The organism is Weissella paramesenteroides (genome assembly GCF_051903945.1).
GTDB classification, from domain to species: Bacteria; Bacillota; Bacilli; order Lactobacillales; family Lactobacillaceae; genus Weissella; species Weissella paramesenteroides_A.
On record NZ_CP192268.1, the window covers coordinates 1,829,010 to 1,849,734 of the forward strand.

The 20,725-nt window shown below is 38.4% G+C and carries 21 protein-coding genes and 5 tRNA genes; 5 read left to right on the forward strand and 21 right to left on the reverse strand.

Going from position 1 to position 20,725, the window contains the following annotated elements; all coding sequences use genetic code 11:
• Nucleotides 1-134: 134 nt before the first annotated feature.
• The 11 genes from ACQ4QH_RS09045 to ACQ4QH_RS09095 form a co-directional block, all read right to left on the reverse strand.
• Nucleotides 135-917, reverse strand: coding sequence for a metal ABC transporter permease (locus tag ACQ4QH_RS09045; RefSeq protein ID WP_439818592.1), 783 nt, complete (start codon nt 915-917; stop codon nt 135-137).
• Nucleotides 910-1,602: a metal ABC transporter ATP-binding protein gene (locus tag ACQ4QH_RS09050; protein ID WP_439818593.1), complete on the reverse strand. Its 693-nt coding sequence runs from the start codon at nt 1,600-1,602 to the stop codon at nt 910-912. The genes ACQ4QH_RS09045 and ACQ4QH_RS09050 overlap by 8 nt, the downstream gene beginning before the upstream one ends.
• Nucleotides 1,599-2,516 (reverse strand): metal ABC transporter solute-binding protein, Zn/Mn family, encoded by a 918-nt coding sequence (locus ACQ4QH_RS09055; protein ID WP_439818594.1) that lies wholly within the window; start codon nt 2,514-2,516, stop codon nt 1,599-1,601. The genes ACQ4QH_RS09050 and ACQ4QH_RS09055 overlap by 4 nt, the downstream gene beginning before the upstream one ends.
• Nucleotides 2,513-2,974 (reverse strand): MarR family transcriptional regulator, encoded by a 462-nt coding sequence (locus ACQ4QH_RS09060; protein ID WP_439818595.1) that lies wholly within the window; start codon nt 2,972-2,974, stop codon nt 2,513-2,515. Before ACQ4QH_RS09060 ends, ACQ4QH_RS09055 begins: the two co-directional genes overlap by 4 nt.
• Before the next feature lie 329 nt (nt 2,975-3,303).
• Nucleotides 3,304-5,223 (reverse strand): acyltransferase family protein, encoded by a 1,920-nt coding sequence (locus tag ACQ4QH_RS09065; RefSeq protein ID WP_439818596.1) that lies wholly within the window; start codon nt 5,221-5,223, stop codon nt 3,304-3,306.
• Between the two features lie 54 nt (nt 5,224-5,277).
• Nucleotides 5,278-5,751: a SprT family protein gene (locus ACQ4QH_RS09070; protein ID WP_439818597.1), complete on the reverse strand. Its 474-nt coding sequence runs from the start codon at nt 5,749-5,751 to the stop codon at nt 5,278-5,280.
• A gap of 15 nt (nt 5,752-5,766) precedes the next feature.
• Nucleotides 5,767-6,537: a DUF975 family protein gene (locus ACQ4QH_RS09075; protein WP_439818598.1), complete on the reverse strand. Its 771-nt coding sequence runs from the start codon at nt 6,535-6,537 to the stop codon at nt 5,767-5,769.
• A 206-nt stretch (nt 6,538-6,743) separates the two neighbouring features.
• A tRNA-Gln gene (locus ACQ4QH_RS09080) sits at nt 6,744-6,816 on the reverse strand.
• Nucleotides 6,817-6,919: 103 nt separating this feature from the next.
• Nucleotides 6,920-6,992, reverse strand: a tRNA-Gln gene (locus tag ACQ4QH_RS09085).
• 7 nt (nt 6,993-6,999) lie between these two features.
• Nucleotides 7,000-7,082: transfer RNA gene (locus tag ACQ4QH_RS09090), tRNA-Tyr, on the reverse strand.
• Nucleotides 7,083-7,346: 264 nt separating this feature from the next.
• A complete protein-coding gene (locus tag ACQ4QH_RS09095) occupies nt 7,347-8,792 on the reverse strand; it encodes a peptide MFS transporter (protein WP_439818599.1) in 1,446 nt (481 codons plus the stop codon).
• A gap of 180 nt (nt 8,793-8,972) precedes the next feature.
• Between ACQ4QH_RS09095 and ACQ4QH_RS09100 the strand changes: the two genes are divergently transcribed.
• The 3 genes from ACQ4QH_RS09100 to ACQ4QH_RS09110 all read left to right on the forward strand — a co-directional run bounded on the left by ACQ4QH_RS09100 (nt 8,973) and on the right by ACQ4QH_RS09110 (nt 10,023).
• Nucleotides 8,973-9,800, forward strand: coding sequence for a metallophosphoesterase (locus ACQ4QH_RS09100; protein ID WP_439818600.1), 828 nt, complete (start codon nt 8,973-8,975; stop codon nt 9,798-9,800).
• A gap of 60 nt (nt 9,801-9,860) precedes the next feature.
• Nucleotides 9,861-9,943: transfer RNA gene (locus ACQ4QH_RS09105), tRNA-Tyr, on the forward strand.
• A gap of 7 nt (nt 9,944-9,950) precedes the next feature.
• Nucleotides 9,951-10,023, forward strand: a tRNA-Gln gene (locus tag ACQ4QH_RS09110).
• A 158-nt stretch (nt 10,024-10,181) separates the two neighbouring features.
• Here the strand turns inward: ACQ4QH_RS09110 and ACQ4QH_RS09115 are convergent.
• On the reverse strand, nt 10,182-11,420 hold the full coding sequence (locus ACQ4QH_RS09115; RefSeq protein ID WP_439818601.1) for an MDR family MFS transporter: 1,239 nt from the start codon (nt 11,418-11,420) through the stop codon (nt 10,182-10,184).
• A 199-nt stretch (nt 11,421-11,619) separates the two neighbouring features.
• Between ACQ4QH_RS09115 and ACQ4QH_RS09120 the strand changes: the two genes are divergently transcribed.
• Nucleotides 11,620-12,138, forward strand: coding sequence for a DUF1836 domain-containing protein (locus ACQ4QH_RS09120; protein WP_050755312.1), 519 nt, complete (start codon nt 11,620-11,622; stop codon nt 12,136-12,138).
• A gap of 89 nt (nt 12,139-12,227) precedes the next feature.
• Here ACQ4QH_RS09120 and ACQ4QH_RS09125 read toward each other — a convergent pair whose 3' ends face one another.
• The 9 genes from ACQ4QH_RS09125 to mutY form a co-directional block, all read right to left on the reverse strand.
• A complete protein-coding gene (locus ACQ4QH_RS09125; protein WP_439818602.1) occupies nt 12,228-13,355 on the reverse strand; it encodes a sensor histidine kinase in 1,128 nt (375 codons plus the stop codon).
• 18 nt (nt 13,356-13,373) lie between these two features.
• Nucleotides 13,374-14,063 (reverse strand): response regulator transcription factor, encoded by a 690-nt coding sequence (locus tag ACQ4QH_RS09130; protein ID WP_002828097.1) that lies wholly within the window; start codon nt 14,061-14,063, stop codon nt 13,374-13,376.
• A gap of 25 nt (nt 14,064-14,088) precedes the next feature.
• Nucleotides 14,089-14,832 (reverse strand): DUF1129 domain-containing protein, encoded by a 744-nt coding sequence (locus ACQ4QH_RS09135; protein WP_439818603.1) that lies wholly within the window; start codon nt 14,830-14,832, stop codon nt 14,089-14,091.
• Between the two features lie 12 nt (nt 14,833-14,844).
• Nucleotides 14,845-15,948 carry a redox-regulated ATPase YchF gene (gene ychF, locus ACQ4QH_RS09140; RefSeq protein ID WP_439818604.1) on the reverse strand — a complete coding sequence of 368 codons (1,104 nt, stop codon included), beginning with the start codon at nt 15,946-15,948 and terminating at the stop codon, nt 14,845-14,847.
• Between the two features lie 24 nt (nt 15,949-15,972).
• Complete coding sequence (locus ACQ4QH_RS09145; protein WP_040760599.1) at nt 15,973-16,158, reverse strand: DUF951 domain-containing protein; 186 nt, start codon at nt 16,156-16,158, stop codon at nt 15,973-15,975.
• An 11-nt stretch (nt 16,159-16,169) separates the two neighbouring features.
• Nucleotides 16,170-17,075, reverse strand: a complete 906-nt coding sequence (locus ACQ4QH_RS09150) for a ParB/RepB/Spo0J family partition protein (protein ID WP_439818605.1) — start codon at nt 17,073-17,075, stop codon at nt 16,170-16,172.
• Entirely contained in the window at nt 17,062-17,832 is a 771-nt protein-coding gene (locus tag ACQ4QH_RS09155; protein WP_002828102.1) for a ParA family protein, read from the reverse strand. Before ACQ4QH_RS09155 ends, ACQ4QH_RS09150 begins: the two co-directional genes overlap by 14 nt.
• Before the next feature lie 13 nt (nt 17,833-17,845).
• Nucleotides 17,846-18,565, reverse strand: a complete 720-nt coding sequence (gene rsmG, locus ACQ4QH_RS09160; protein WP_439818606.1) for a 16S rRNA (guanine(527)-N(7))-methyltransferase RsmG — start codon at nt 18,563-18,565, stop codon at nt 17,846-17,848.
• A gap of 187 nt (nt 18,566-18,752) precedes the next feature.
• Nucleotides 18,753-19,853 carry an A/G-specific adenine glycosylase gene (gene mutY, locus ACQ4QH_RS09165; protein WP_439818607.1) on the reverse strand — a complete coding sequence of 367 codons (1,101 nt, stop codon included), beginning with the start codon at nt 19,851-19,853 and terminating at the stop codon, nt 18,753-18,755.
• Between the two features lie 128 nt (nt 19,854-19,981).
• On the opposite strand from mutY, the gene rpiA reads away from it, so the two are divergent.
• Nucleotides 19,982-20,683, forward strand: a complete 702-nt coding sequence (gene rpiA / locus ACQ4QH_RS09170) for a ribose-5-phosphate isomerase RpiA (protein ID WP_439818608.1) — start codon at nt 19,982-19,984, stop codon at nt 20,681-20,683.
• The last annotated feature ends 42 nt before the right edge of the window (nt 20,684-20,725 follow it).

Genomic DNA, 20,725 nt, shown 5'->3' on the forward strand with positions numbered 1-20,725 from the left:
TATTTCTTCTCCTACAAATTATCATTTTATTTTTGCATATAAATTATCACTTGTGAAATACAAGCATACCACTAATAACTCTATCAAATGGCTTATTTATAAGCAAGCTTAATGACTTAATAACGTCGGCTAAACTATCTTTTTCTAATGAGACTGCTAAAATATACACCCGCTTCGATAATGGCAATGAAGAATGATACTGGCAAATTTAACCAATATGACAAAACTAACGCAAGCCAAACACCAAGGACCGAAAAAGTGATTGCTAAACCAATAATTTGCCAGACTGTCCGTCCCCAACGCATTGCTGAACTTGCTGGCAAAATCATCAAAATAAAAATTAATAATGAACCAACAATTTGTGCAGAAACTGCAACCGTAACTGCCATTAATCCAAGAAATAACACTTCGATTAGCTGAACATTTTTTAAGCTAAAACTTGCCGTTGTATAGTCAAAAGCAAAGTGTCGCAAAGATCGAAACATCATTAAAGTTATCAAAATAACTAATGTCGCTAAGACAATGACCTCCCAGACATCCGTTTGGTTAATACTGAAAATAGAGCCAAACAAAATACCGGTCGCTGCCGTTGCATTCTTATTAGACAATGATAGAAAGGCAATTCCCAGTCCAATTGCCACCGCACTGACGGCAGAAATCAAGGATTCAGAACGCTGTTCTTTCATACCAAGTTCTCCCACACTCATCGAGGCAACCACAGAAAAGAGTAGCATACCAACCAAGGGTGACCAGCTCATAAACAGAGCAAATGAAGCGCCAGCAAAACCAATTTCACTTAACGTATGCGCAAGGAATGACATTCGTCGCGCAACGATAAACGGCCCAATAAGGCCACTCATAATCGCAATCAATGTCCCGGCAATAAAAGCGTGTTGCATAAAAGGAAAACTAAACAAAACTCTCGCCTCCTTCACGTAACTTTGCAATGTCTAATTGGGAAATATTACCATACTCGCTACCTTGCTTTGTTAATAGTAAATATTCATCTGCATATCGCTGCATAATGTCAATATCATGACTAACCATGATAGTTGTTAATTGATAACGTTTTTGATAGGCAGCGACAACATCCATCAGACCATACTTAGCAACATTATCTAAATTTGCCGTTGCCTCATCTAATATTAAAATATTGGGATTTTGAACTAACGCTTGGGCCAAATAAGCTCGCTGTCGTTCACCACCTGAAGCGCGGTCAATGCGTTGTTCAGCAATATTAGTTAAATTAGTTATTTCAAGAATATGCTGCAAGCGGCTTTTTTCTTCTTTAGACAACCAAGGTCGTAACCCTTGATCAAAAGTTAACGCAACAAAGTCCTTAATACGTAATGGGAAAGCTTGCATATCAGGACGATATTGCGGCACATAGGCAATTTTATGTTGTTCTGCATCGTACCACTTGAATTCACCCGTTGTTAACGGAATTTTACCCAACATCGCACGAATCAGAGTCGTCTTACCGACACCGTTATCTCCAATCAAGACTAAGTTATGCGCTTGATTTAATTGGAAATCCACTTTTTGATAAAGCCATCTGTTATCAAATTTGATACCAATGTTCTTTCCATCTAAAATCATCATTTTTGTAACGCCTCATTCAATGCATTTAATTGTTGCATCTGCCATTCTATATAAGTTGTATTAGCTGGCTTAGTCTCACGTGCTTTCACGACAGGGACATCATGTGCTTTCGCATAGTCAACGCCTTGCTTAGCCAATTTACCGGATGCCTGTGGATTATCAATCACAACAGCAATTTTCCCCTGGTTAATTAAGTCTTGCCACTCTCTGACATCACTTGGCGTTGGATCATCGCCTTCTTCAATGGCACGTGCAAACTTTTGATCTTGCATGTTAGCCCCTAAAGCTAATAACGTATTATCAAATACTGGTTCAGTTGCCAATAACTTTTTACCAGCCAACTGCACCTTCACTTGATTTTGTAAATCGACTAATTTCTTAGCCTTATCTTGATAATCTTGCGCGTTCTTTTTAAAGTATGATGTCTTCTTCGGCAATAATTGACTATATTGCTTTACCAATTGATTGGTCAAGCGTGTTGTGACATCTGTCTTGTACCAAAAATGTTCATTACCACCACTTTCACCATCCTTATAATGATAAAGATCAGCAATATTAATTGTTTTTGCCGTTTTATTTTGTTTTGCAAAATTTACACTCCAATTATCAAAACCACCGCCATTGGAAATAATCACGTCAGCTTTTTGATATTGTTTGGCTACACTGGTAGTAGGTTCATATTCGTGTGGATCCATATTAGGTTTATTGATAATGCTTGTCACACTACCTTGATTACCTAACACCGCTTTGGCCATCTCACCATAACTATCTAAGCTGGTAACGACTGTGACCTTATCCTTATTTGTATTAACCTTGGTTTCTTTGTTTTGCCATGTGTGATAAAAAATTATGCCTAGTAAAACAAAAACTAAAATAATTGGCAACCAGATAAAGCGTAATCTTTTATTTCTCATTTATTATCTCCCTCTAGGCGTTCAGATAGTTCGATTAAAAAACGACTAATAACTGCTTGTTCGCTGTCCGAAAAATTCTCTAATAATTTTTGATACTCATCAACTGTTTCACGATGTCGCTGCGTATGGGCCGTCGCTAACGAAATACCCAAAGTTGTTAATGACCATCGACTAACCCGGCCATCCTCTGGATCTGGAATAACATTTACCATCGGCTCATCACGAATGTACAAACTCTTCATTGCTTTTGTAACCGCTGCACCAGATACGTGTAAGGCCCGTGCTAATTCAGAATTGGTCTGTGGACCACGTTGAGCTAGTAACATTAATAAGTGTCCTTGTGTGGTAGTAATATCGGTTGTATTCTCTCCAATTAAGACTTCTCGTTGATTTTCAGAAAGTAATTTTAAATGATTTAAAAATTGATCAATCTGTTTTGCATATGATTCTACTGTCATTTTCAGCATCTCCTTAACTGGTTAATTAACCAGTTAATAATAACACGCACAAAAAGTTAGTGCAACTCTTTTTAAAAATTAAAGAAAGGGCGAGACAAAAGTTGTTTTGAAGCCGATTGTAACAATAATTAGGTGGTTTTGGTTCGTAGCAAAGCGAAGATCCAGAAATCCCTAATTGTTGTTACAGCAAGGCTTCAGGCTTTTGGAATGCATTTAAAAAGTCATCAACCCACCAGTTTAAAATTGGTGGGTTGATGACCCTAAACGTGTTCCAAAAGCCTGAAACTGATTGTAGCACTCTCATTGAAACAAATTGAAACAAACTTCATTTACTTTTTTTGACTTTGTTCAGCCATTGTTTTCGCAATTAAACTTGCATATTGTACCGAGCCATTTGTATTTGGGTGTACATGGTCATCTCCTAACCATTCCGGATGATCCTTAGCTAGTGATGCCCAGTCAACAATGTGTAAGTTCTTGTGCGTTTTTGCTTGTGTACTCAAGAAATTATTATTTTGTGTTACCCAGTCACGACTAGCATAGCCATTGATCCAATAAACTTGGCGATCTTTGCCGACGATATCCATAACCTTATTAAAGTCATTGTCACCGATTAATCCATTTGTACCAATCGAAATCACAATATTCTGTGACAATAAGTTTTGACTATCATACGATTGTAAGATTTCTGGCACTGAGTATGGTTGCCGACCAACCGTTGCATTAGCAACCGTATTTGGCATAAGTTCTTGCAAGTCAGGTGCAACATCAACCATGACTGAATCACCAACCGCAGTCACGCGATTATCACGGATTGCTGTAAATTGGTCAGCATTAAGACCATATTTACCCATCAAATCACGTTCCTGTTGTGTCAATGAGTTTGGATTGACCTTTTGACTAGATGATTTTGCGCTACTCTGCTTACTACTTGCCTCTTTTTGCGCCTTTTTTGCCTGTGCAACTGCTCTTTTATTAGCTTCATTAATGCGACTTTTATTGCTATCCAGTCGTTTTTCAAGTGTGTTTTTGGGTTTAGCCTGTGCCGATTCATTTGCCGAGACAGCATAACCTGTGCCGACAATCAGCATAATCGCAACCACTAACATTGCTTGTACTGAATGTGAACCGAAAAATGTTTTGTACCATGAAGTACCAGAACCTAAGGCTGGCTTCTTGACCCTTCGGAAAACATTTTCAACATAACGATAGCTAAGTTCTGAAAAAATAAGTACAATAATAATCTTTAAAATTCCCATCCAGAATGTCTCATGCTGCGGGACTAACTTATCAAAGAATACAAAAACTGGTAATTGATACAGATAAATACTGTATGAACGTGTCCCTAGGTAATTTAAAAATTTATTATCTAATGCATGACTAAGAAATGATGCTGGATGCGCAGTAATGGCAATTAAACTGGTAATAATTGCGGTAGCAATAAACATCAGTCCCATATAAGTCGTGCGCCATTCTCCATTTAAGCCAAAGAATGTAATAATTGTTAGAGCTAAAGCAATTGCTCCCAAAGTATTTAAATTGCGTTTCACACGCGGCGATAGAATATATTTCATACGCCTTGATGGCCAACCAAAGGCTAGGGCTGCTCCAAATAACACTGCAAATATTCGGGTATCTGAACCATAATAAGCACGGTTGATATTCATGGGATCATATAGCACACCTAACAGAATGGCAGAAACCCCTGCTAATCCAATCAATGCTGCCCCAATAGAAATTCTACGAATACGCAAACCAAGTAACAACATGACGATAATTGGCCAAATCAAATAAAACTGACCCTCAATTGATAATGACCATAAATGGGTAAATGGTGAAGAACCACCCCAAGAGTCAAAGTAGGAATCACCATGTTTTGTTGCCCAAATATTATAAATATACAACATGTTACTAACTAAAATTGCTCGTAAATTATACAGTAAATCCCGTGCAAATAGCGCAATATATGTTGCCGTTGCAAATAACATCATCAAAAGGGCTGGGTATAGTCTCTTCATACGACGACGATAAAAACTTAACACATCAATATGACCATTCCGGTCATATTCCTGAATTAATAGATCAGTAATCAAGTAACCTGATAGGACAAAGAACAACGGAACTCCCATCCAACCACCAGGCAAAATTTTTGGCCATAAGTGAAAAATAATTACGCCAATAACCGCAATTGCTCTAAGCCCATCAAATCCAGTAATATAACGTGGCTTATTTGTTACATTTTGGTTCATTTTATCTCTTCCTAAATAAATATTCTACTCTAATAAATTAATAACTTAGATGGACTAATTTAAATTATTATTTAAATAACCGTACCTTGCTAATTTTAGCGCTGTTTTGCAGTCACCACAAACAAAATGTGCCGTGTTGATGCGGCGCTGTCGATATATTTTATGCCCATTTTCACACATGTATACCCAATATTTTTGAGGTTTCTGTGGCTTGTTTACTGTGGGCGCATATCTCAATCCATCTACTTGTTTAAGTAACTGTTTAAAATTTTTATCACGATGCATATGTGGTAAATGATGAATATGTAAATGATAATGAACTAATTCGTGTTTAATAATGCCAATCAGATTATTTAAATCAAACTCGGTAAGCATCAAAGGATTAATTTCAATATCATGTGTTGCTAACAAATATCGTCCACCAGTCGTACGTAAACGTTTATTAAATGTTGCTTGATGTTCAAAAGGCTGTTTAAACTGCTCGACAGATATTTTTTCAACTAGTTTTTGTAATTCTTGATTGGTCATCTGATCACTTAATAATTATAGTTCGTCATTTTCATCAGCGCGCATCGTTTCCCGATGTACTGTTTGTCCATTCCGAACAGCTAGATAAAACTCAGCCATGGTTGCCTGATAATATGGCACAACGAATATTGCAGCAACACCATAGGTTAACGCCGAGAAAATCCACCATAGAATGAAGCTCACTTGTAACCAGAATAATTTCATCCGATAACCACGCATCATCTCTTCTGATTTTTTCAAATAAGCCGTGATTGATGAAATTTCACGACCAACACGCACATCATCAGCATATAGTAATGGTGCTTGTGAATAAGAATATGTCTTTATAATGCCAGGAACTATAAGCAAAAACGTCCATAAAACAGTGAAGATAAATCGTAGCCCTAACAAAACAACGATATCTACAATCGTCCGTTTGCTCCAAAATTTGAAACTTGCCTGTAAAGGCTTCTCAGGCACTTTACCATTCCGACGCCATTGAACAAATGTCCAAACAATTCCTAGCGTAAAAACACCTAAAATTACTTCAGATAACAAACTTGTCGTAAAAATCTGTGTCGCTGTTGCCATTGATTCCCGCGCTAAATCCGCAGAGTATTGAATGGTTGCACTATCTGAATTATTTGTCATCTGATTCGTAGCATCTGATAATGCTTGATTATTTTCACGAACTAATGTGACAATTTGATAAATAATTAAAATAGCCGATAATTTTATAGCTGTACCAAAATTACTACCAAGCACATGCGTTTTCGCTTGTTTTTTTAAATCATAATTTGTAAACATGGGTCACCTTTCATTAGTCAATTTCTATTAAGTTTACCATATCTCAGTGTGCATTTTATGGGTTTTAACCAAACATTATATCTTATTAGATAATCAATTTTTGCATAACCCAAATACTTTAAATACTGTATTTCGCCTATGAATAATTTTTGATATGCAATAAAAAAACACCTGTTCAGTTGGACAGATGCTTTAATATACAATAACTGGGATAGCTGGATTCGAACCAGCGAATACACGGTACCAAAAACCGATGCCTTACCACTTGGCCATATCCCAATGCTTACGACCTAATTATTTTAGTGCATTTTATTTTTACTGTCAATATTTAGTATTGTAAATAAAAAGCCAACAAGCGTAATCGCTCATTGACTCTTTGTAGCTGGGATAGCTGGATTCGAACCAGCGAATACACGGTACCAAAAACCGATGCCTTACCACTTGGCCATATCCCAATAATAATGGGGGCTATAGGATTCGAACCTATGAACCCGAAGGAATGGATTTACAGTCCACCGCGTTTGACCGGACTTCGCTAAACCCCCATATTTGTATCAAGCATTTCTGCCCCGACAACTCTTATATCATACCAGTAAAAAAAATAGATTGCAAGCACTTTTTAATAGTTATTTATTAAATCAAAAAAAGAAACGTAACAATCGGCGTCAGTCTTTTAGAACCCGTTTAAAAAAGCCATCAATCTACCAACTCGAAGTCAGTAGATTGATGACCATAAATGTATTCCAGAAGACTAAAGCAATATAATAATTGGCGTCAAAACAGCTCTTGTTGCACGCCGTATAAATAAATTACTTCACACCAGCCATCAAACGTTTGATACGTGGTACCAAGAATATTAATAGAATCCCTAGTACAACTGAAGCTAAACCAAACCATGTAAAGTAGGCAACTTCATTATCTGGTGAATATAACGTTACTAATTGTGCATTCAGTGCTGATCCGGCAGATGAAGCCAAGAACCACATTGACATCATTTGTGACATAAATGCCTTTGGTGCTAGTTTAGTCGTGACTGATAGTCCAACCGGAGAAATCAACATTTCACCGATAATAACTAAGGCCCATGACCCAACTAGCCATAATGGTGACACACGTCCTGAAGTACCAAACAACGTACCTGGCAATGCCATCAATAAGAATGAAGATCCAGCAAACATTAGTCCGACAGCAAATTTCATTGGTGAAGAAGGTTGATTCTTTTGCCATTTCACCCATAGCCAAGCAAAGAATGGTGTATAAAGCATAATGAACAATGGATTTAATGACTGGAACCAGGCAGCCGGGAACCATGAAGTATCAACACGTTCAGCAGCAAAAGTTGCCAAAACGATTGACCCTTGTTCCTCAATTGCCCAGAATAATACAGCAGCTAAGAATAATGGAATATATGAGAATACTCGTGAACGCTCTTCTTTTGTTACTTTGGCTGATGTTGTCATTAACACAAAATATGAAATTGGCAAAATAATTGCAACAATGGTCAATAAGTTAACATAGTTCTGTAGACTATTCCAGCCCATTAAGTTCATCAAAACAACAATCAATACAAAGAATACAATCCCCAAAATAATCTTAATTACTAGAGGCTTAACTTCCTCCTCTTGTAATGGGTCAGGCGCATAGTTTGAATCTTCATGTAAATGCTTACCACCAAAATGGTATTGTAACAAACCAAAGAACATACCAATGGCTGCTAGTGAAAATCCAGCATGGAACCCAACGCTGTTTTGTGTCCAACCAACTAACAATGGCGAAATAAATGAACCCAAATTAATACCGAACACAAAGATTGAGAATCCAGAATCTCGAGAACTGTCACTGTCTTCATATAACGACCCAACCATTGAAGAAACATTTGGCTTAAGCAACCCCGTTCCTAATACAATTAGAATCATTGAAATAAACATTGCTGTTGATCCAAATGGTAGTGCCAATGCAATATGACCAAACATAATCAGGACACCACCCCAGAACACCGTCCGTCGTTGTCCTAGAATTCGATCGGCAATAAAACCACCAACAACGCCTGATAAATAAACCATTGAAGCATAAATAGCCATAATTGATGCAGCCGTCGCTCTAGTAATATTTAAATCACCAGTGCTAATTAAATGCCACATGTAGTATAGCAAGATGGCTTTCATACCATAGTAACTGAAACGCTCCCACATTTCGGTCATAAATAGCGTTTTTAGACCGTAGGGTTGTCCCAGAAATTTCTTTTCCGTTTTCATGATAAAAACTCCTCATTCAAATAAACTGTTCTTCTACTCTGAACATGATGACAAGAACGTCACTTGTTAAATTTTACTTGAATTTATAACTTTCTACAAGCGCTACTATCATTTCCTACTAATTTTTTTATCACTTTTGTTATAATCAATTTATGAGATAGTGTGGCAAAAGGAGTTTCTATGACTAAAATTATTGTATCAAGTGATAACCATCTTGATGTTAATAAGCAAGATATTGAAAAAATACTTGTTCAACAAGCAACAGCTCTTCATAATTTACAACCAGATTATTACTTAATTGCTGGTGATTTATTTAATGATTTCGAAAAATCATTAAAATATGTTCATGATTTACAAAATGCTTTAACAACAGACACAAAAATATTATTTATTGCTGGTAACCATGATATGGGACGTAATATTTCATTTTCAGAATTAGAAACCAACCTCGATCCACTCTATCTTCATAATCAATATATTGACATTCCTAATTCTGATTGGCGGATTATCGGCCACAACGGTTGGTACGACTATAGCTTTACGCCTGATATTGATCCACAAGCCATTGCACGTTTCCGTTCTGGTTTCTACTACGATCGTGTCATTGATCAGCCGATGAGTGATTTAGAACGAATGGCGTTAGGCCATTATCAAATGAAACAACTACTAGATGATGCCGTTAGACACCATAAACAGGTTATTTTCTTTACCCACTTTGCACCAATCAACGACGAGATTTTTTACCCGAATAATAATTCTCGTTGGGCAATGGTCAATGGTGTCCTTGGTTCAACTAAAACCGGCGAATTGTTAGCACAGTACGATAATGTCCAACATGTTTTCTACGGACATATCCACGTTACTGTCCCACCACGTAAAAAACACTTGATTACTTACTACAATCCTAGCGTTGGTTATAATCGTCATAAATTACAGGAATGGACAGCTGATACTTTTTATCAATCATGGTTAAACAAAATAATTCAAATAGTGTTGACAAGTAAATAAGTATTCTGTATAGTATATATTCGTTGAGGTGATAATTTAATTATTGCTTATCATACATATGGGGGTTTAGCGAAGTCCGGTCAAACGCGGTGGACTGTAAATCCATTCCTTCGGGTTCATAGGTTCGAATCCTATAGCCCCCATTATTATTGGGATATGGCCAAGTGGTAAGGCATCGGTTTTTGGTACCGTGTATTCGCTGGTTCGAATCCAGCTATCCCAGCTACAAAGAGTCAATGAGCGATTACGCTCGTTGGCTTTTTATTTTGTTCTAGAAATGAAAATAAAAAGGCTGAAACAAAAGAAAATGTTCCAACCTTTATTAACTAAAAATATATTATATATAAGCACGTAAGTTTGATAATCATCCTGTCAAATATTTTACTGCATTGTTTCGGTTTCAAATTGCGCTGGCATTTTTGCTGATTTGATAATTGCGCCCATGGCAACCAACGTCCCAATCATTAAAATACCTGCCATACCCCAATCATTTGTAAACTGTGATAATGAAACCATCAACCCTGAGATAATATTACCTACAGGACGAGTTGCTGAGAAAGCGCCAGAATAAGCACCAATTTGCACAGGATTCATCATATCTGCACGCATGGTTTGACTTGATGGTACATTAATAATTTCTCCCAACGTGAAAACAACTGAGATCATGACCAGTGGCCAGAAATCACGTAGCAAAAATGAAATAGCGAAACCAAATCCTTGAATAAATGTACCGATAGCAAAACTCCGAATTAACGGCCAACGATTAGTATAACGATTGATCCAATTCATCACCAACACAATCATGACGGTATTTATCACTAACATAAATGACAGCATACGTTGTCCATAAAAATGAATACCCATGAATGTATAATCATGAAATGACTGCGTTAAATGAGCAGCTAAATAAAAATCCGGCTGTGAATAAATAACAACTGCAAAAATCGAGCCAAACATAAATAATACATAGCGCTTATCAGATAAAACTTGCCCATAAGATTTGACAGCGCTCCAAACCGATGAGCTTGCATGCACATTATCCATGTTCAGTGTCTCTGACATACCAAACTTAATAATTGCCGCATTAATTACGCCCACAAAAACAGAACCTAACAACAGTTCAAATAAATAATCACGGAAGAACCAACCACCAATGGCCGCACCTAACATCACACCAATATTAATAATCCAATAAATCAACGCATAGACAAACTTTCTATTTTTTACCGTTGATGCATCAATCATCATTGCTTGTTCAGCCGGATCTGCTAATGATGAACCAATTGATGCCATTAAAAAACCGATAAAAGTGATGTATGGATTCGTAAACCATGGTGCATTCATTAACATAGCCAACGCGTAGCCAGATATAATTAATGCTGACCCGGTCAACATTGTTCGTTTACGTCCCCATACATCCGATAAATGACCGCCGTACAGTCCAGCAATAAAGCCAGCCACAGAAACAATCATTAATAGAAACCCAGATACAAAAGCACCAAAATATTGCACATAATAAATTGTCATATTGGGGCCAATCGAACTACCAAGTAAGACTGTTAAAAATACGGTTAACGTTCTTAGCTTTAAATTCCGATTTAAAGCCATAAATTCCTGCATAACAAAACCCCTCCCATACTTAAAACTCAAATTGTACCCATATTATCACAACCTCAGCTCCCTTGTCCCATTTTCCTCAATACTTTTAATTTAACAAACAGTAAACTTTTTTAGACCAGATATAACTATCATTTAGTTTCATGGTCTAGGTGTGATATAATAAGGAGGTAAAATCTACACTGATATGAGGTTACAACTAATGACTGTAAATACGTTGAAAAAAAATAATTTTGAAGACATCGTTTTCCCACATTGGGATGACCTACCAAATTTTGACCTCTATATGGATCAAGTCGTTGAATATATTAATCAGGTGTTAGCACCGCTTGAAATGCCTACTGTTACTTCAACGATGATTAACAACTACGTCAAAAAAAAGATGATTTTAGCACCTGTAAAGAAGAAGTACCAAACGCTACAAATTGCTGATATCTTGATCATTTCATTGCTAAAACCAATCTTTTCATTGGATCAAATTCGAGCAGCAATCGATCAAATTACCGTTGATGATTATCCCAAAAAAGCTTACGACTCATTTGTTGATACGCTATTAGGATTTTTCAAAAATCCAACCAATCAACCACTGGAAGGCGTATCATTGGAAACGCAACTCATGCAATCTGCTGCTAGTGTGCTTTTCCACAAGCTGGAAGCTGAAAAAATTCTAAGCACTTTGCAACAACAACATCCTATAAAAGAAGTTCCCACAACGAAGTAACAACCGCGTCTGGGACATAAATGAGTATAGATGAAAAAGGAGGCTGGGACAGATGTTGTCTCAGCCTCTAATTTTTGTGCTAAAAGATATTAATTTGGTATTTCATCGTCTTCTGGTGTTATTGGCAAATTAATAATAAAACTAGTGAGTTTGTCATCCGATTCAACCCGTACTTGGCCACCATGGGCATTGATGACCCCATTAACGATAGCAAGTCCCAGCCCCGTACCACCGGTTTTCGTATTCCGAGAACTCTCAACACGGTAAAATCGGTCAAATAGGCGCTTGATTGATTCATCGGGAATTTTAGCACCGTTGTTTGTCACGCGAATTTCCACCTGATTCTCCTCAGCAACTGCTTTTGCAGATAAACGGACAAAGGTTGCTCCTTCACCATACTTCAAGGCATTATTAATCAAATTCATAAATACACGCGCTAATCGATCAGGATCACCAACCATTTCGATAACGGCCGGATTTGACACAGCAGAAATCACAACGCCCTTTTGTTGTGCTTCAAGTTCATAATTTACTGCTAGTTGCTGTAACATAGCTGCCAAATCCAACGGCGCCCAATGAAGTTTAAAGTCAACTTGGTGAACTTGTGTGTAATCAAACAAATCTTCAACTAATGATTTCATTTGACCGGATTTATCAAAAGCTGTTTGCGCATATTTCATAATTTCCTCACGGCGCAACTTTTGTTGTCCATTATCATTAATGATCAGCCCTAAGTATCCTAAAATTGATGTTAATGGTGTTCGTAAATCGTGCGATACATTCGTTACCATTTCATCTTTCGAACGTTCAATCTCATGTTCTTCCATCATGGCTTGTTGCGCCGCTTCAAATACACCATTAATATTTTCTGCTAATGGTTGCAAACGATGTCCCCAACGTTTAACTTCCAACCCTTCACTCTTTGTATCACCTACTTGTGGCACTAATTTATTTACTGCTAATATCAATTCTGCCAATTTCGTTCTTTCATAAAATTGCCACAGCAGTCCCAACCAGATAATTAATAAGATACCACCAACAATCGTAACAGTTGCTAGTGACCGTTGTGATATATCAATTAGTTCTGATGCTAAATTATTTGTGTGCCAATGAGGTTGCATCAGGAGAATGATTCCAATTCCCATGCATACAAAAAGCAGGGCGGAAACCACTGCCTTGACCGTTAACTTAAGCCAACTCAGTACTCTTAGTTTCATCCCCACTGCCTTTCTGTATTAAAGTACTTCAATCTTGTAACCAACACCCCAAACGGTTTGAACAACTTGGTTACCCCCAGTCGCATCTTCCAACTTATCACGCAAATGTGACACGTGGACCATAACCGTTTTTGCTGAAACAACAGATTCTTGCTGCCAGACACGTTCAAAAATGTCATCAGCACTAAACACTCTATTGGGATGTGATGCTAATAGGTACAAAATACCAAACTCTAATGCTGTTAAGTTAATGTCAACACCATCAGCAGTTCGTACTTCATGACTATCTTTATTGATTGTCAATGGACCAACATCTAATACTTCTGGCGTAGCTTGTGCCAATCCATTTTGAGCACGACGTAATAATGCTCGTACACGAGCCATAACTTCTAATGGATTAAATGGCTTTGTCACATAATCATCAGCACCTGTAATCAATCCTTGGATCTTATCCATAGCGCCTGACTTTGCTGACAGTAACAAAATTGGTACTGGATTATCTTTACGAACCTCTTTCAAGACCTCTGTACCACTCATCTCAGGCATCATGATATCTAAAATAATTAGTCCAATATCAGGATTTGTTCGAATTTTGGTAAGTGCTTCTTTACCATCACTAGCAATAACTGGCTCATAGCCTTCATTTTTCACATAGATTTCTAGCAATTCCGCAATTTCATGGTCATCATCAACAATCAAAATCTTCATTAATTTACCCTCACTGCTTCTTTAGCTATTTCTTTTGAGATTGTGGTTGAGCATTTGCGCCAAGGAAACCACCCTTAATTCCTGTCTTTGCACGCCAATAGCGGAATCCTAGGAATGCAATCACTGCAATGACAAGATATACCCAACCTGGTAGCAATGGATTGATTACTGCTGGCAAGAAGGCAAAGCCTAGATATGCTAAGAACCAAATGGCAAAGGCCCCAACTGTAACAATTGCTTTTTTCCAAAATGATACACGCTTGCCATCTCGACGTGGTGCAAGTGTTAATGTAACAGCTGAGAAGAAGACACCACCTAAGATCGATGTCAACACCAATGAAGTAATACCAGCTGCTCCAGCAGAGCCAGCTGATGATGATTTCACGCCACTAAACAATAATGTTAGCCCAAACATGAAACTAAACATCATAAAGAAGGCAATCGCGTTATCAATGGCAAGTGGCCAAAAACCATAACTTGCATAGCCACGAGTATCATCACTCTTTTCTGCCTCAGTCTTTAGTCCCATTGCTTCAGCTGGTGAATTATATAATTGCTTTGCTGTGACCCCTGTTTTTTGGGCAGTCAATAATTTTGCACCAACTTCTGTAATCAATTGTGCCTTTGACTCATCCCCATTAGCAAGAATTACCATTTGACGAATAAATTCCTGATTACGATTAGTCAATCCTGATGTTGCCAGTTCTTGCACTGTTGGTAGCGTTGGCTTAGGCGCTTGTGATTGTGTTTGTTCCTTTGACTCTGTCATAATTTTCCCCAATTAAACGTTAAACAAGAATTCAATGATGTCACCATCTTGTACAACGTATTCCTTTCCTTCTGAACGTCGACGACCAGCTTCTTTAATCGCCTTCATTGACGCATATTTGTCCAAATCTTCAAATGACACTGTTTCAGCACGAATGAATCCACGTTCAAAATCCGAGTGAATAACGCCCGCAACTTGAGGCGCTTTCATACCTGCTCGAAATGTCCAAGCACGTGTTTCCTTACCACCAGCAGTGAAGAATGTACGTAGGTCAAGCATATGATAAGCAGCACGAATCAAACGATTCAAACCGGGCTCTGTAATACCTTGCAGCTCCATAAATTCTGCTTTATCTTCATCATCCATTTCAGCAATTTCTTCTTCAGCACGTGCAGAAATACCAATTACATCTGCACCCTCTGATTCTGCATATTGCTTAATTTGCTGATAATATTCAGATTCTGAAGGATTAGCCATATCATCTTCTGAAACATTAGCAACATACAGAACAGGCTTTGAAGTCAACAAGAACAAGTTATGAATAATTTTTTGTTCATCTTCATCCCAATCAATTGACCGGGCAGGCTTACCAGCTTCTAATGCTGGTTTCAATTGTTCTAAGACTGCTAGTTCAGCAATGGCATCTTTATCTTTAGCTGACTTAGCTGATTTTTCAACCCGGCTGTAACGCTTATCAATAGACTCTAAATCAGCCAATACTAACTCTGTATTGATTGTTTCAATGTCTTCTAATGGGTCGACCTTACCAGAAACATGGGTGATGTCATCATCATCAAACGCACGCACAACATGGACGATAGCATTGACCTGGCGAATATTTTCTAAGAATTTATTACCAAGACCCTCACCTTGTGAAGCACCTTTTACAATACCGGCAATATCGGTAAACTCGAATGTTGTTGGCACAACCTTGTCTGCCGGAATCAATTCTTGAATACGATCCAAACGATCATCAGGTACTTCAACCATGCCGACGTTCGGTTCAATGGTCGCAAATGGATAGTTCGCCATCTCTGCACCCGCTTTAGTAATTGCATTAAATAAAGTTGACTTACCAACGTTTGGCAAGCCAACAATTCCTGCTGTAAGAGCCATTTTATTTACCCATCTCTCTTTTCATTAATCTTGTGCACTCTTTAATACACGTTTAAATCTTTTGTCAAAATCATGTCGTGTCATGACAACCTGTCGTTGACATCCCTGACACACAATCTTCATATCAGCACCGACACGCATAATTTGCCATTCATTCACACCACATGCATGCGGTTTTTTCATTTCAACAATATCATGTAAGTTGTACATCACTGCCTCCACTATTCCGCATCCAAATCTATGCCTAACGTCTCGAAAATCCGGTTAAGGTCTTCATCCGACAAATAAGTGATTTCAATTTTCCCAGCGCCCTTACGGTTACGGGTCATATGCACCTTAGTCCCAAACTTATTTTCTAAAGCTGTCGTTGATGCCTTGATATAAGGGGACAAACTTGGTTGATCTTTGGTTGCCGTTGACTGCTCATTCAATTTGTTGACTAATTGCTCTAATTGACGAACTGTCATGCCCTCGGCAATCGCACGTTTGGCAACTGGTACAATACGTCGCTTATTACGTAAGCCCAATAATGTTCGTGCCTGCCCCATAGATAATTGCCCTGCGTTTAGCAAATCTTTCACTTCATCAGGCAAGTTCAACAAACGCAAAAAATTAGCAACCGCTGATCGTGCTTTACCCAAACGCTTTGCCACTTGTTCTTGTGTCAAATGAAGGCCGTCCATCATATCACGATATGCTTGTGCTTCTTCTAACGGTGTCAAATCTTCACGTTGCAAGTTTTCCAAAATGGCTGCCTGCAACATTTGGTCATCATCCAATTTACGCACAATTGCTGGAATGGTTTCTACATTAGCAATCTGAGAAGCACGCCAACGACGTTCACCAGCAAGAATCTCATACTGGCTACTATCCTTAGGATTATGACGCACAATAACTGGCTGTAAGACACCATTTTGCTTAATTGATTCGGCTAATTCCTGTAATTTATCTTGATTGAATACCCGTCGTGGTTGGAACGGATTGGCAACCATCTTATCAACGGTAATTTCACGCACTTCATCACCGGTAGATACCGAAGTGTCCAGTCCTTGATCAGCAAACAACGCACCTAGACCGCCACCTTTTTTACCGAAGCCGCCTAATCCAGTTTTTTTAGATTTCACCATGAGACTCTAGGACCTCCTTTGCTAATTGTGTGTATACCTCAGCACCCTTTGATTTTGGATCATAATCAATGATGGCCATACCACGAGATGGTGCTTCAGAAAGGCGAACATTACGTGGTATCACAGTCTCATAGACCTCACTACCAAAGTACTCCCGAACATTCTCAATAACATCAGCTGACAAATTTGTACGGGGGTCAACCATTGTCATAAGAACCCCTTCAACCTCTAAGTCTGGATTGAAATGGCGTTTCACTAATTTCATATTATTCATTAGTTGACCCAGACCTTCTAATGCATAATATTCAGCTTGGACAGGAATCAAAATTGAATCAGCCGCTGAAAAGGTATTGATTGTTACTAGTCCTAGTGAAGGCGGATTATCGATTAAAATATAGTCATACTGCTCTCGAATATCTCCCAAAGCATTCTTCAATCTCAACTCACGTGCCATTACAGGTGCTAATTCCAACTCTGCACCAGCAAGCCTAATCGTAGCCGGTACAATATCGACCCCTTCATGTGAAGTTGGTAAAATGACATCTTCTAATGGCACGTCATTAATTAACACGTCATAAATATCTTGTTCAATATTCGACTTATGCACACCAGTTCCTGATGTTGCATTACCTTGAGCATCGGTATCAATAATTAATACTTTTTTGCCAAAAGATGCTAACGAAGCAGCCAAGTTGACTGTTGTGGTTGTTTTACCAACACCACCTTTTTGGTTTGCTAATGCAATAATGTGTCCCATTATTTTCCCCTTCCTACAACGGTTTGCGTGCTGGATCTCCTGGTTTACGAGGATAGCGATTAGGTGTCGCACTAACCTTATCAATGATGATAATCGTTCTAGGATCACCATTAGGCAAGTTCACTGGCACTTCTTGGCCAATCTTACCACCTAGTTTTGTAATCGCTCCCTGCGCTTCATGCAATTCTTCACTGGCAGCACTACCCTTCATTGCTAGTAATGCACCACCGACTTTAATCAGTGGTAATGTCAGTTCGCCCAATACATTTAATCGAGCCAACGCCCTAGCAGTCGCTACGTCAAATTGTTCACGATTTGGCGCCTTTTTATGACCAAATTCTTCTGCTCGCGCATGAATAACTGTCACACCTTCAAGGCCAAGTTCGTTAACTAGCTCTTGTAGAAATTTTATGCGCTTATTTAATGCATCGATGATGGTAATTTTTAATTGTGGAAACGCTATCTTTAATGGCAGTGATGGAAAACCAGCTCCTGCACCAACATCAATCATACGAAGTTGATCAGTTTGTAGCTTAGGATATGCCCATGCTAAAGTTAGTGAATCATAAAAATGCTTCAAATACACATCGTCACGATCAGTAATAGCCGTTAAATTCATATGTTCATTAACCGCTACCAAACGGTCATAATACGTTTGATATTGTGCCAATTGTTTATCGTCTAAAATAACGTTTTTATCGCGTAGTGCCGCCGCAAATTCTTCGGGGTTCATTATCTTTCTCCAAACTGATTCCAATACTAAAAGAATACCGCAAAATGCCTATCTATTCAATAGATTGACCGAGTTGAATCTAAAAATCAGGGACTAGTGTTTCACGTGAAACACTAGTCCCTGATTTGTTAAATAACAGAAATTTTTGTCATAAATTATTCATTAGGATGCCATTACTAAATACATATCAGCTTAATCGTTGCCATATTTTCTCTTGTATTTTAGGCTGTGGGTCACTTTGAATATCTTCGATTGCGCGCCATTGTCCACGAACAAGTCGCTGTGGTGCCACCTCTGCAGTTAGAATTGTTACTGTCCACTTCAAATGGGTGTACACGTGGGTAACTGGTCGACCAGCTACCTTCTTTAGGTCTGCCACAACACCATAATCTGTTGCCAACCTTTTTTGCGTCGCTGCAACCATTTCTTCTTCGGTCCAATTGGCATCACTGTCTGTTATAAAATCAGTTAATGCATACAAGGGCATCGTCCAAAAACTTCCTAACAAGCCATCAGCTGGGCGCTGTTCCCATAAATAACCTACTGATGATCTGACAGCAATGGCAAAATAGGTCACCGGTTTAGGTTTAGGAGCTTTTGTTTTTACTGGGTACAAATCCTCTGTCCCATCTAAATATGACGCATTAAATTTCTTAACTGGTGAGTGTTCACTATCATAATTTTTTGCACTCATATATGATGATCCCAAATCCATTATCGCTTGATTAAAATCACCCGGACGTTCAGGATCAATTAATTGTTGACCCACTTCAAAGAAAATTTTTCTTGTTTTTGCTTGTGCAATATCTGCGTCAATTTTAAAGAGCCGTGCAAAGACACGAAAGGCGTTACCATCAATGGCCGGTACTGGCTCATCAAAAGATATACTAGCAATAGCTGCTGCAGTGTACGGACCGATACCCGTTAACTTTTGTAGAGATTGCATATCACTTGGCCAAACACCAGCGTAATCATTAACTATCTGTTGGGCTGCCTTTTGCATATTCCGAACACGTGAATAGTAACCTAACCCTTCCCAAGTTTTTAATAACAGTTGTTCTGGCGCCATAGCTAAGTCTGTTATCGTTGGAAAATGCGTCATAAATCGTTCAAAATATGGAATAACCGTTTGTACTTGGGTCTGTTGTAACATAATTTCTGATACCCAAACATGGTATGGTTCTTGATCTCGACGCCAAGGTAAATCTGCACGACCTTCTCTATCATACCAATCAAGTAATGTCTGACGGAATGCCTCTATTTTTTCTTCATGCCACATCTCAATCATGAAATTTTGCCACCTTTTTTAAAAGTTATTTATCCAGTGTAACATTTTCTAATTTCATATTTGCCTAAACCCTGTTTAATGAGAGATAATAAAGACAAGAAAAAATTTAAGAAAGAGGCATTATCCTTATGGCAGATCAAACTGCACTTAAAAAATTAGCCGGTTATCGTGCAGCTGAATTCGTTGAAGATGGTATGGTGGTAGGTATTGGATCAGGTTCAACCATTGCCTTTGTTGTCGAAGCGCTAGGTAAGCGTGTTGCAGAAGAAGGATTGAAAATCAAGGGAATTCCTACTTCTGATAAAACACGTCGTACTGCAGCAAAACTTGGTATTCCCATGCATAATGTTGACGATGTTGACCACATTGATTTGACAATTGACGGTGCTGATCAAATTGATGAGAATTTTGCAGCAATTAAAGGTGGTGGGGCCGCCTTACTTTGGGAGAAAATCGTTGCCGTTAATTCCCGTCGTAACATTTGGGTCGTTGATGACACAAAATTAGCGCCACAATTGACCCATTACCTTCCTGTGGAAGTCATCCCCTATGGTGCTGATCAATTATTTAAGCGTTTGAAATATGCTGGCTATCAACCAACCTGGCGTTTGGACCAAAATGGTAACCCCGTTCGAACAGACTCTGCCAACTTCTTGATTGATTTGCATTTTACTAAAATGCCTGATCCTTTCAAATTGGGGCGTGAGTTGACTAGCATGGTCGGTGTTGTAGAACATGGCTTGTTCCTAAATATTGTTGACCAAGTTGTTGTTGGTCGTGCAGATGAGACGATTACCGTTTTTGATGCTCATCCCAAACCTTTAATCTAAATTAATTAAAAAGACGCAAATCACGTTACACGCCGGCTTCAA

What these genes read in the sequence shown, in the direction of transcription:
- ACQ4QH_RS09050 (WP_439818593.1), bottom strand. Translation starts at nt 1,602, where the DNA reads ATGATGATTTTAGATGGAAAGAACATTGGTATCAAATTTGATAACAGA.
- ACQ4QH_RS09055 (WP_439818594.1), bottom strand. Translation starts at nt 2,516, where the DNA reads ATGAGAAATAAAAGATTACGCTTTATCTGGTTGCCAATTATTTTAGTT.
- ACQ4QH_RS09060 (WP_439818595.1), bottom strand. Translation starts at nt 2,974, where the DNA reads ATGACAGTAGAATCATATGCAAAACAGATTGATCAATTTTTAAATCAT.
- ACQ4QH_RS09065 (WP_439818596.1), bottom strand. Translation starts at nt 5,223, where the DNA reads ATGAACCAAAATGTAACAAATAAGCCACGTTATATTACTGGATTTGAT.
- ACQ4QH_RS09070 (WP_439818597.1), bottom strand. Translation starts at nt 5,751, where the DNA reads ATGACCAATCAAGAATTACAAAAACTAGTTGAAAAAATATCTGTCGAG.
- ACQ4QH_RS09075 (WP_439818598.1), bottom strand. Translation starts at nt 6,537, where the DNA reads ATGTTTACAAATTATGATTTAAAAAAACAAGCGAAAACGCATGTGCTT.
- ACQ4QH_RS09095 (WP_439818599.1), bottom strand. Translation starts at nt 8,792, where the DNA reads ATGAAAACGGAAAAGAAATTTCTGGGACAACCCTACGGTCTAAAAACG.
- ACQ4QH_RS09100 (WP_439818600.1), top strand. Translation starts at nt 8,973, where the DNA reads ATGACTAAAATTATTGTATCAAGTGATAACCATCTTGATGTTAATAAG.
- ACQ4QH_RS09115 (WP_439818601.1), bottom strand. Translation starts at nt 11,420, where the DNA reads ATGCAGGAATTTATGGCTTTAAATCGGAATTTAAAGCTAAGAACGTTA.
- ACQ4QH_RS09120 (WP_050755312.1), top strand. Translation starts at nt 11,620, where the DNA reads ATGACTGTAAATACGTTGAAAAAAAATAATTTTGAAGACATCGTTTTC.
- ACQ4QH_RS09125 (WP_439818602.1), bottom strand. Translation starts at nt 13,355, where the DNA reads ATGAAACTAAGAGTACTGAGTTGGCTTAAGTTAACGGTCAAGGCAGTG.
- ACQ4QH_RS09130 (WP_002828097.1), bottom strand. Translation starts at nt 14,063, where the DNA reads ATGAAGATTTTGATTGTTGATGATGACCATGAAATTGCGGAATTGCTA.
- ACQ4QH_RS09135 (WP_439818603.1), bottom strand. Translation starts at nt 14,832, where the DNA reads ATGACAGAGTCAAAGGAACAAACACAATCACAAGCGCCTAAGCCAACG.
- ychF (WP_439818604.1), bottom strand. Translation starts at nt 15,948, where the DNA reads ATGGCTCTTACAGCAGGAATTGTTGGCTTGCCAAACGTTGGTAAGTCA.
- ACQ4QH_RS09145 (WP_040760599.1), bottom strand. Translation starts at nt 16,158, where the DNA reads ATGTACAACTTACATGATATTGTTGAAATGAAAAAACCGCATGCATGT.
- ACQ4QH_RS09150 (WP_439818605.1), bottom strand. Translation starts at nt 17,075, where the DNA reads ATGGTGAAATCTAAAAAAACTGGATTAGGCGGCTTCGGTAAAAAAGGT.
- ACQ4QH_RS09155 (WP_002828102.1), bottom strand. Translation starts at nt 17,832, where the DNA reads ATGGGACACATTATTGCATTAGCAAACCAAAAAGGTGGTGTTGGTAAA.
- rsmG (WP_439818606.1), bottom strand. Translation starts at nt 18,565, where the DNA reads ATGAACCCCGAAGAATTTGCGGCGGCACTACGCGATAAAAACGTTATT.
- mutY (WP_439818607.1), bottom strand. Translation starts at nt 19,853, where the DNA reads ATGATTGAGATGTGGCATGAAGAAAAAATAGAGGCATTCCGTCAGACA.
- rpiA (WP_439818608.1), top strand. Translation starts at nt 19,982, where the DNA reads ATGGCAGATCAAACTGCACTTAAAAAATTAGCCGGTTATCGTGCAGCT.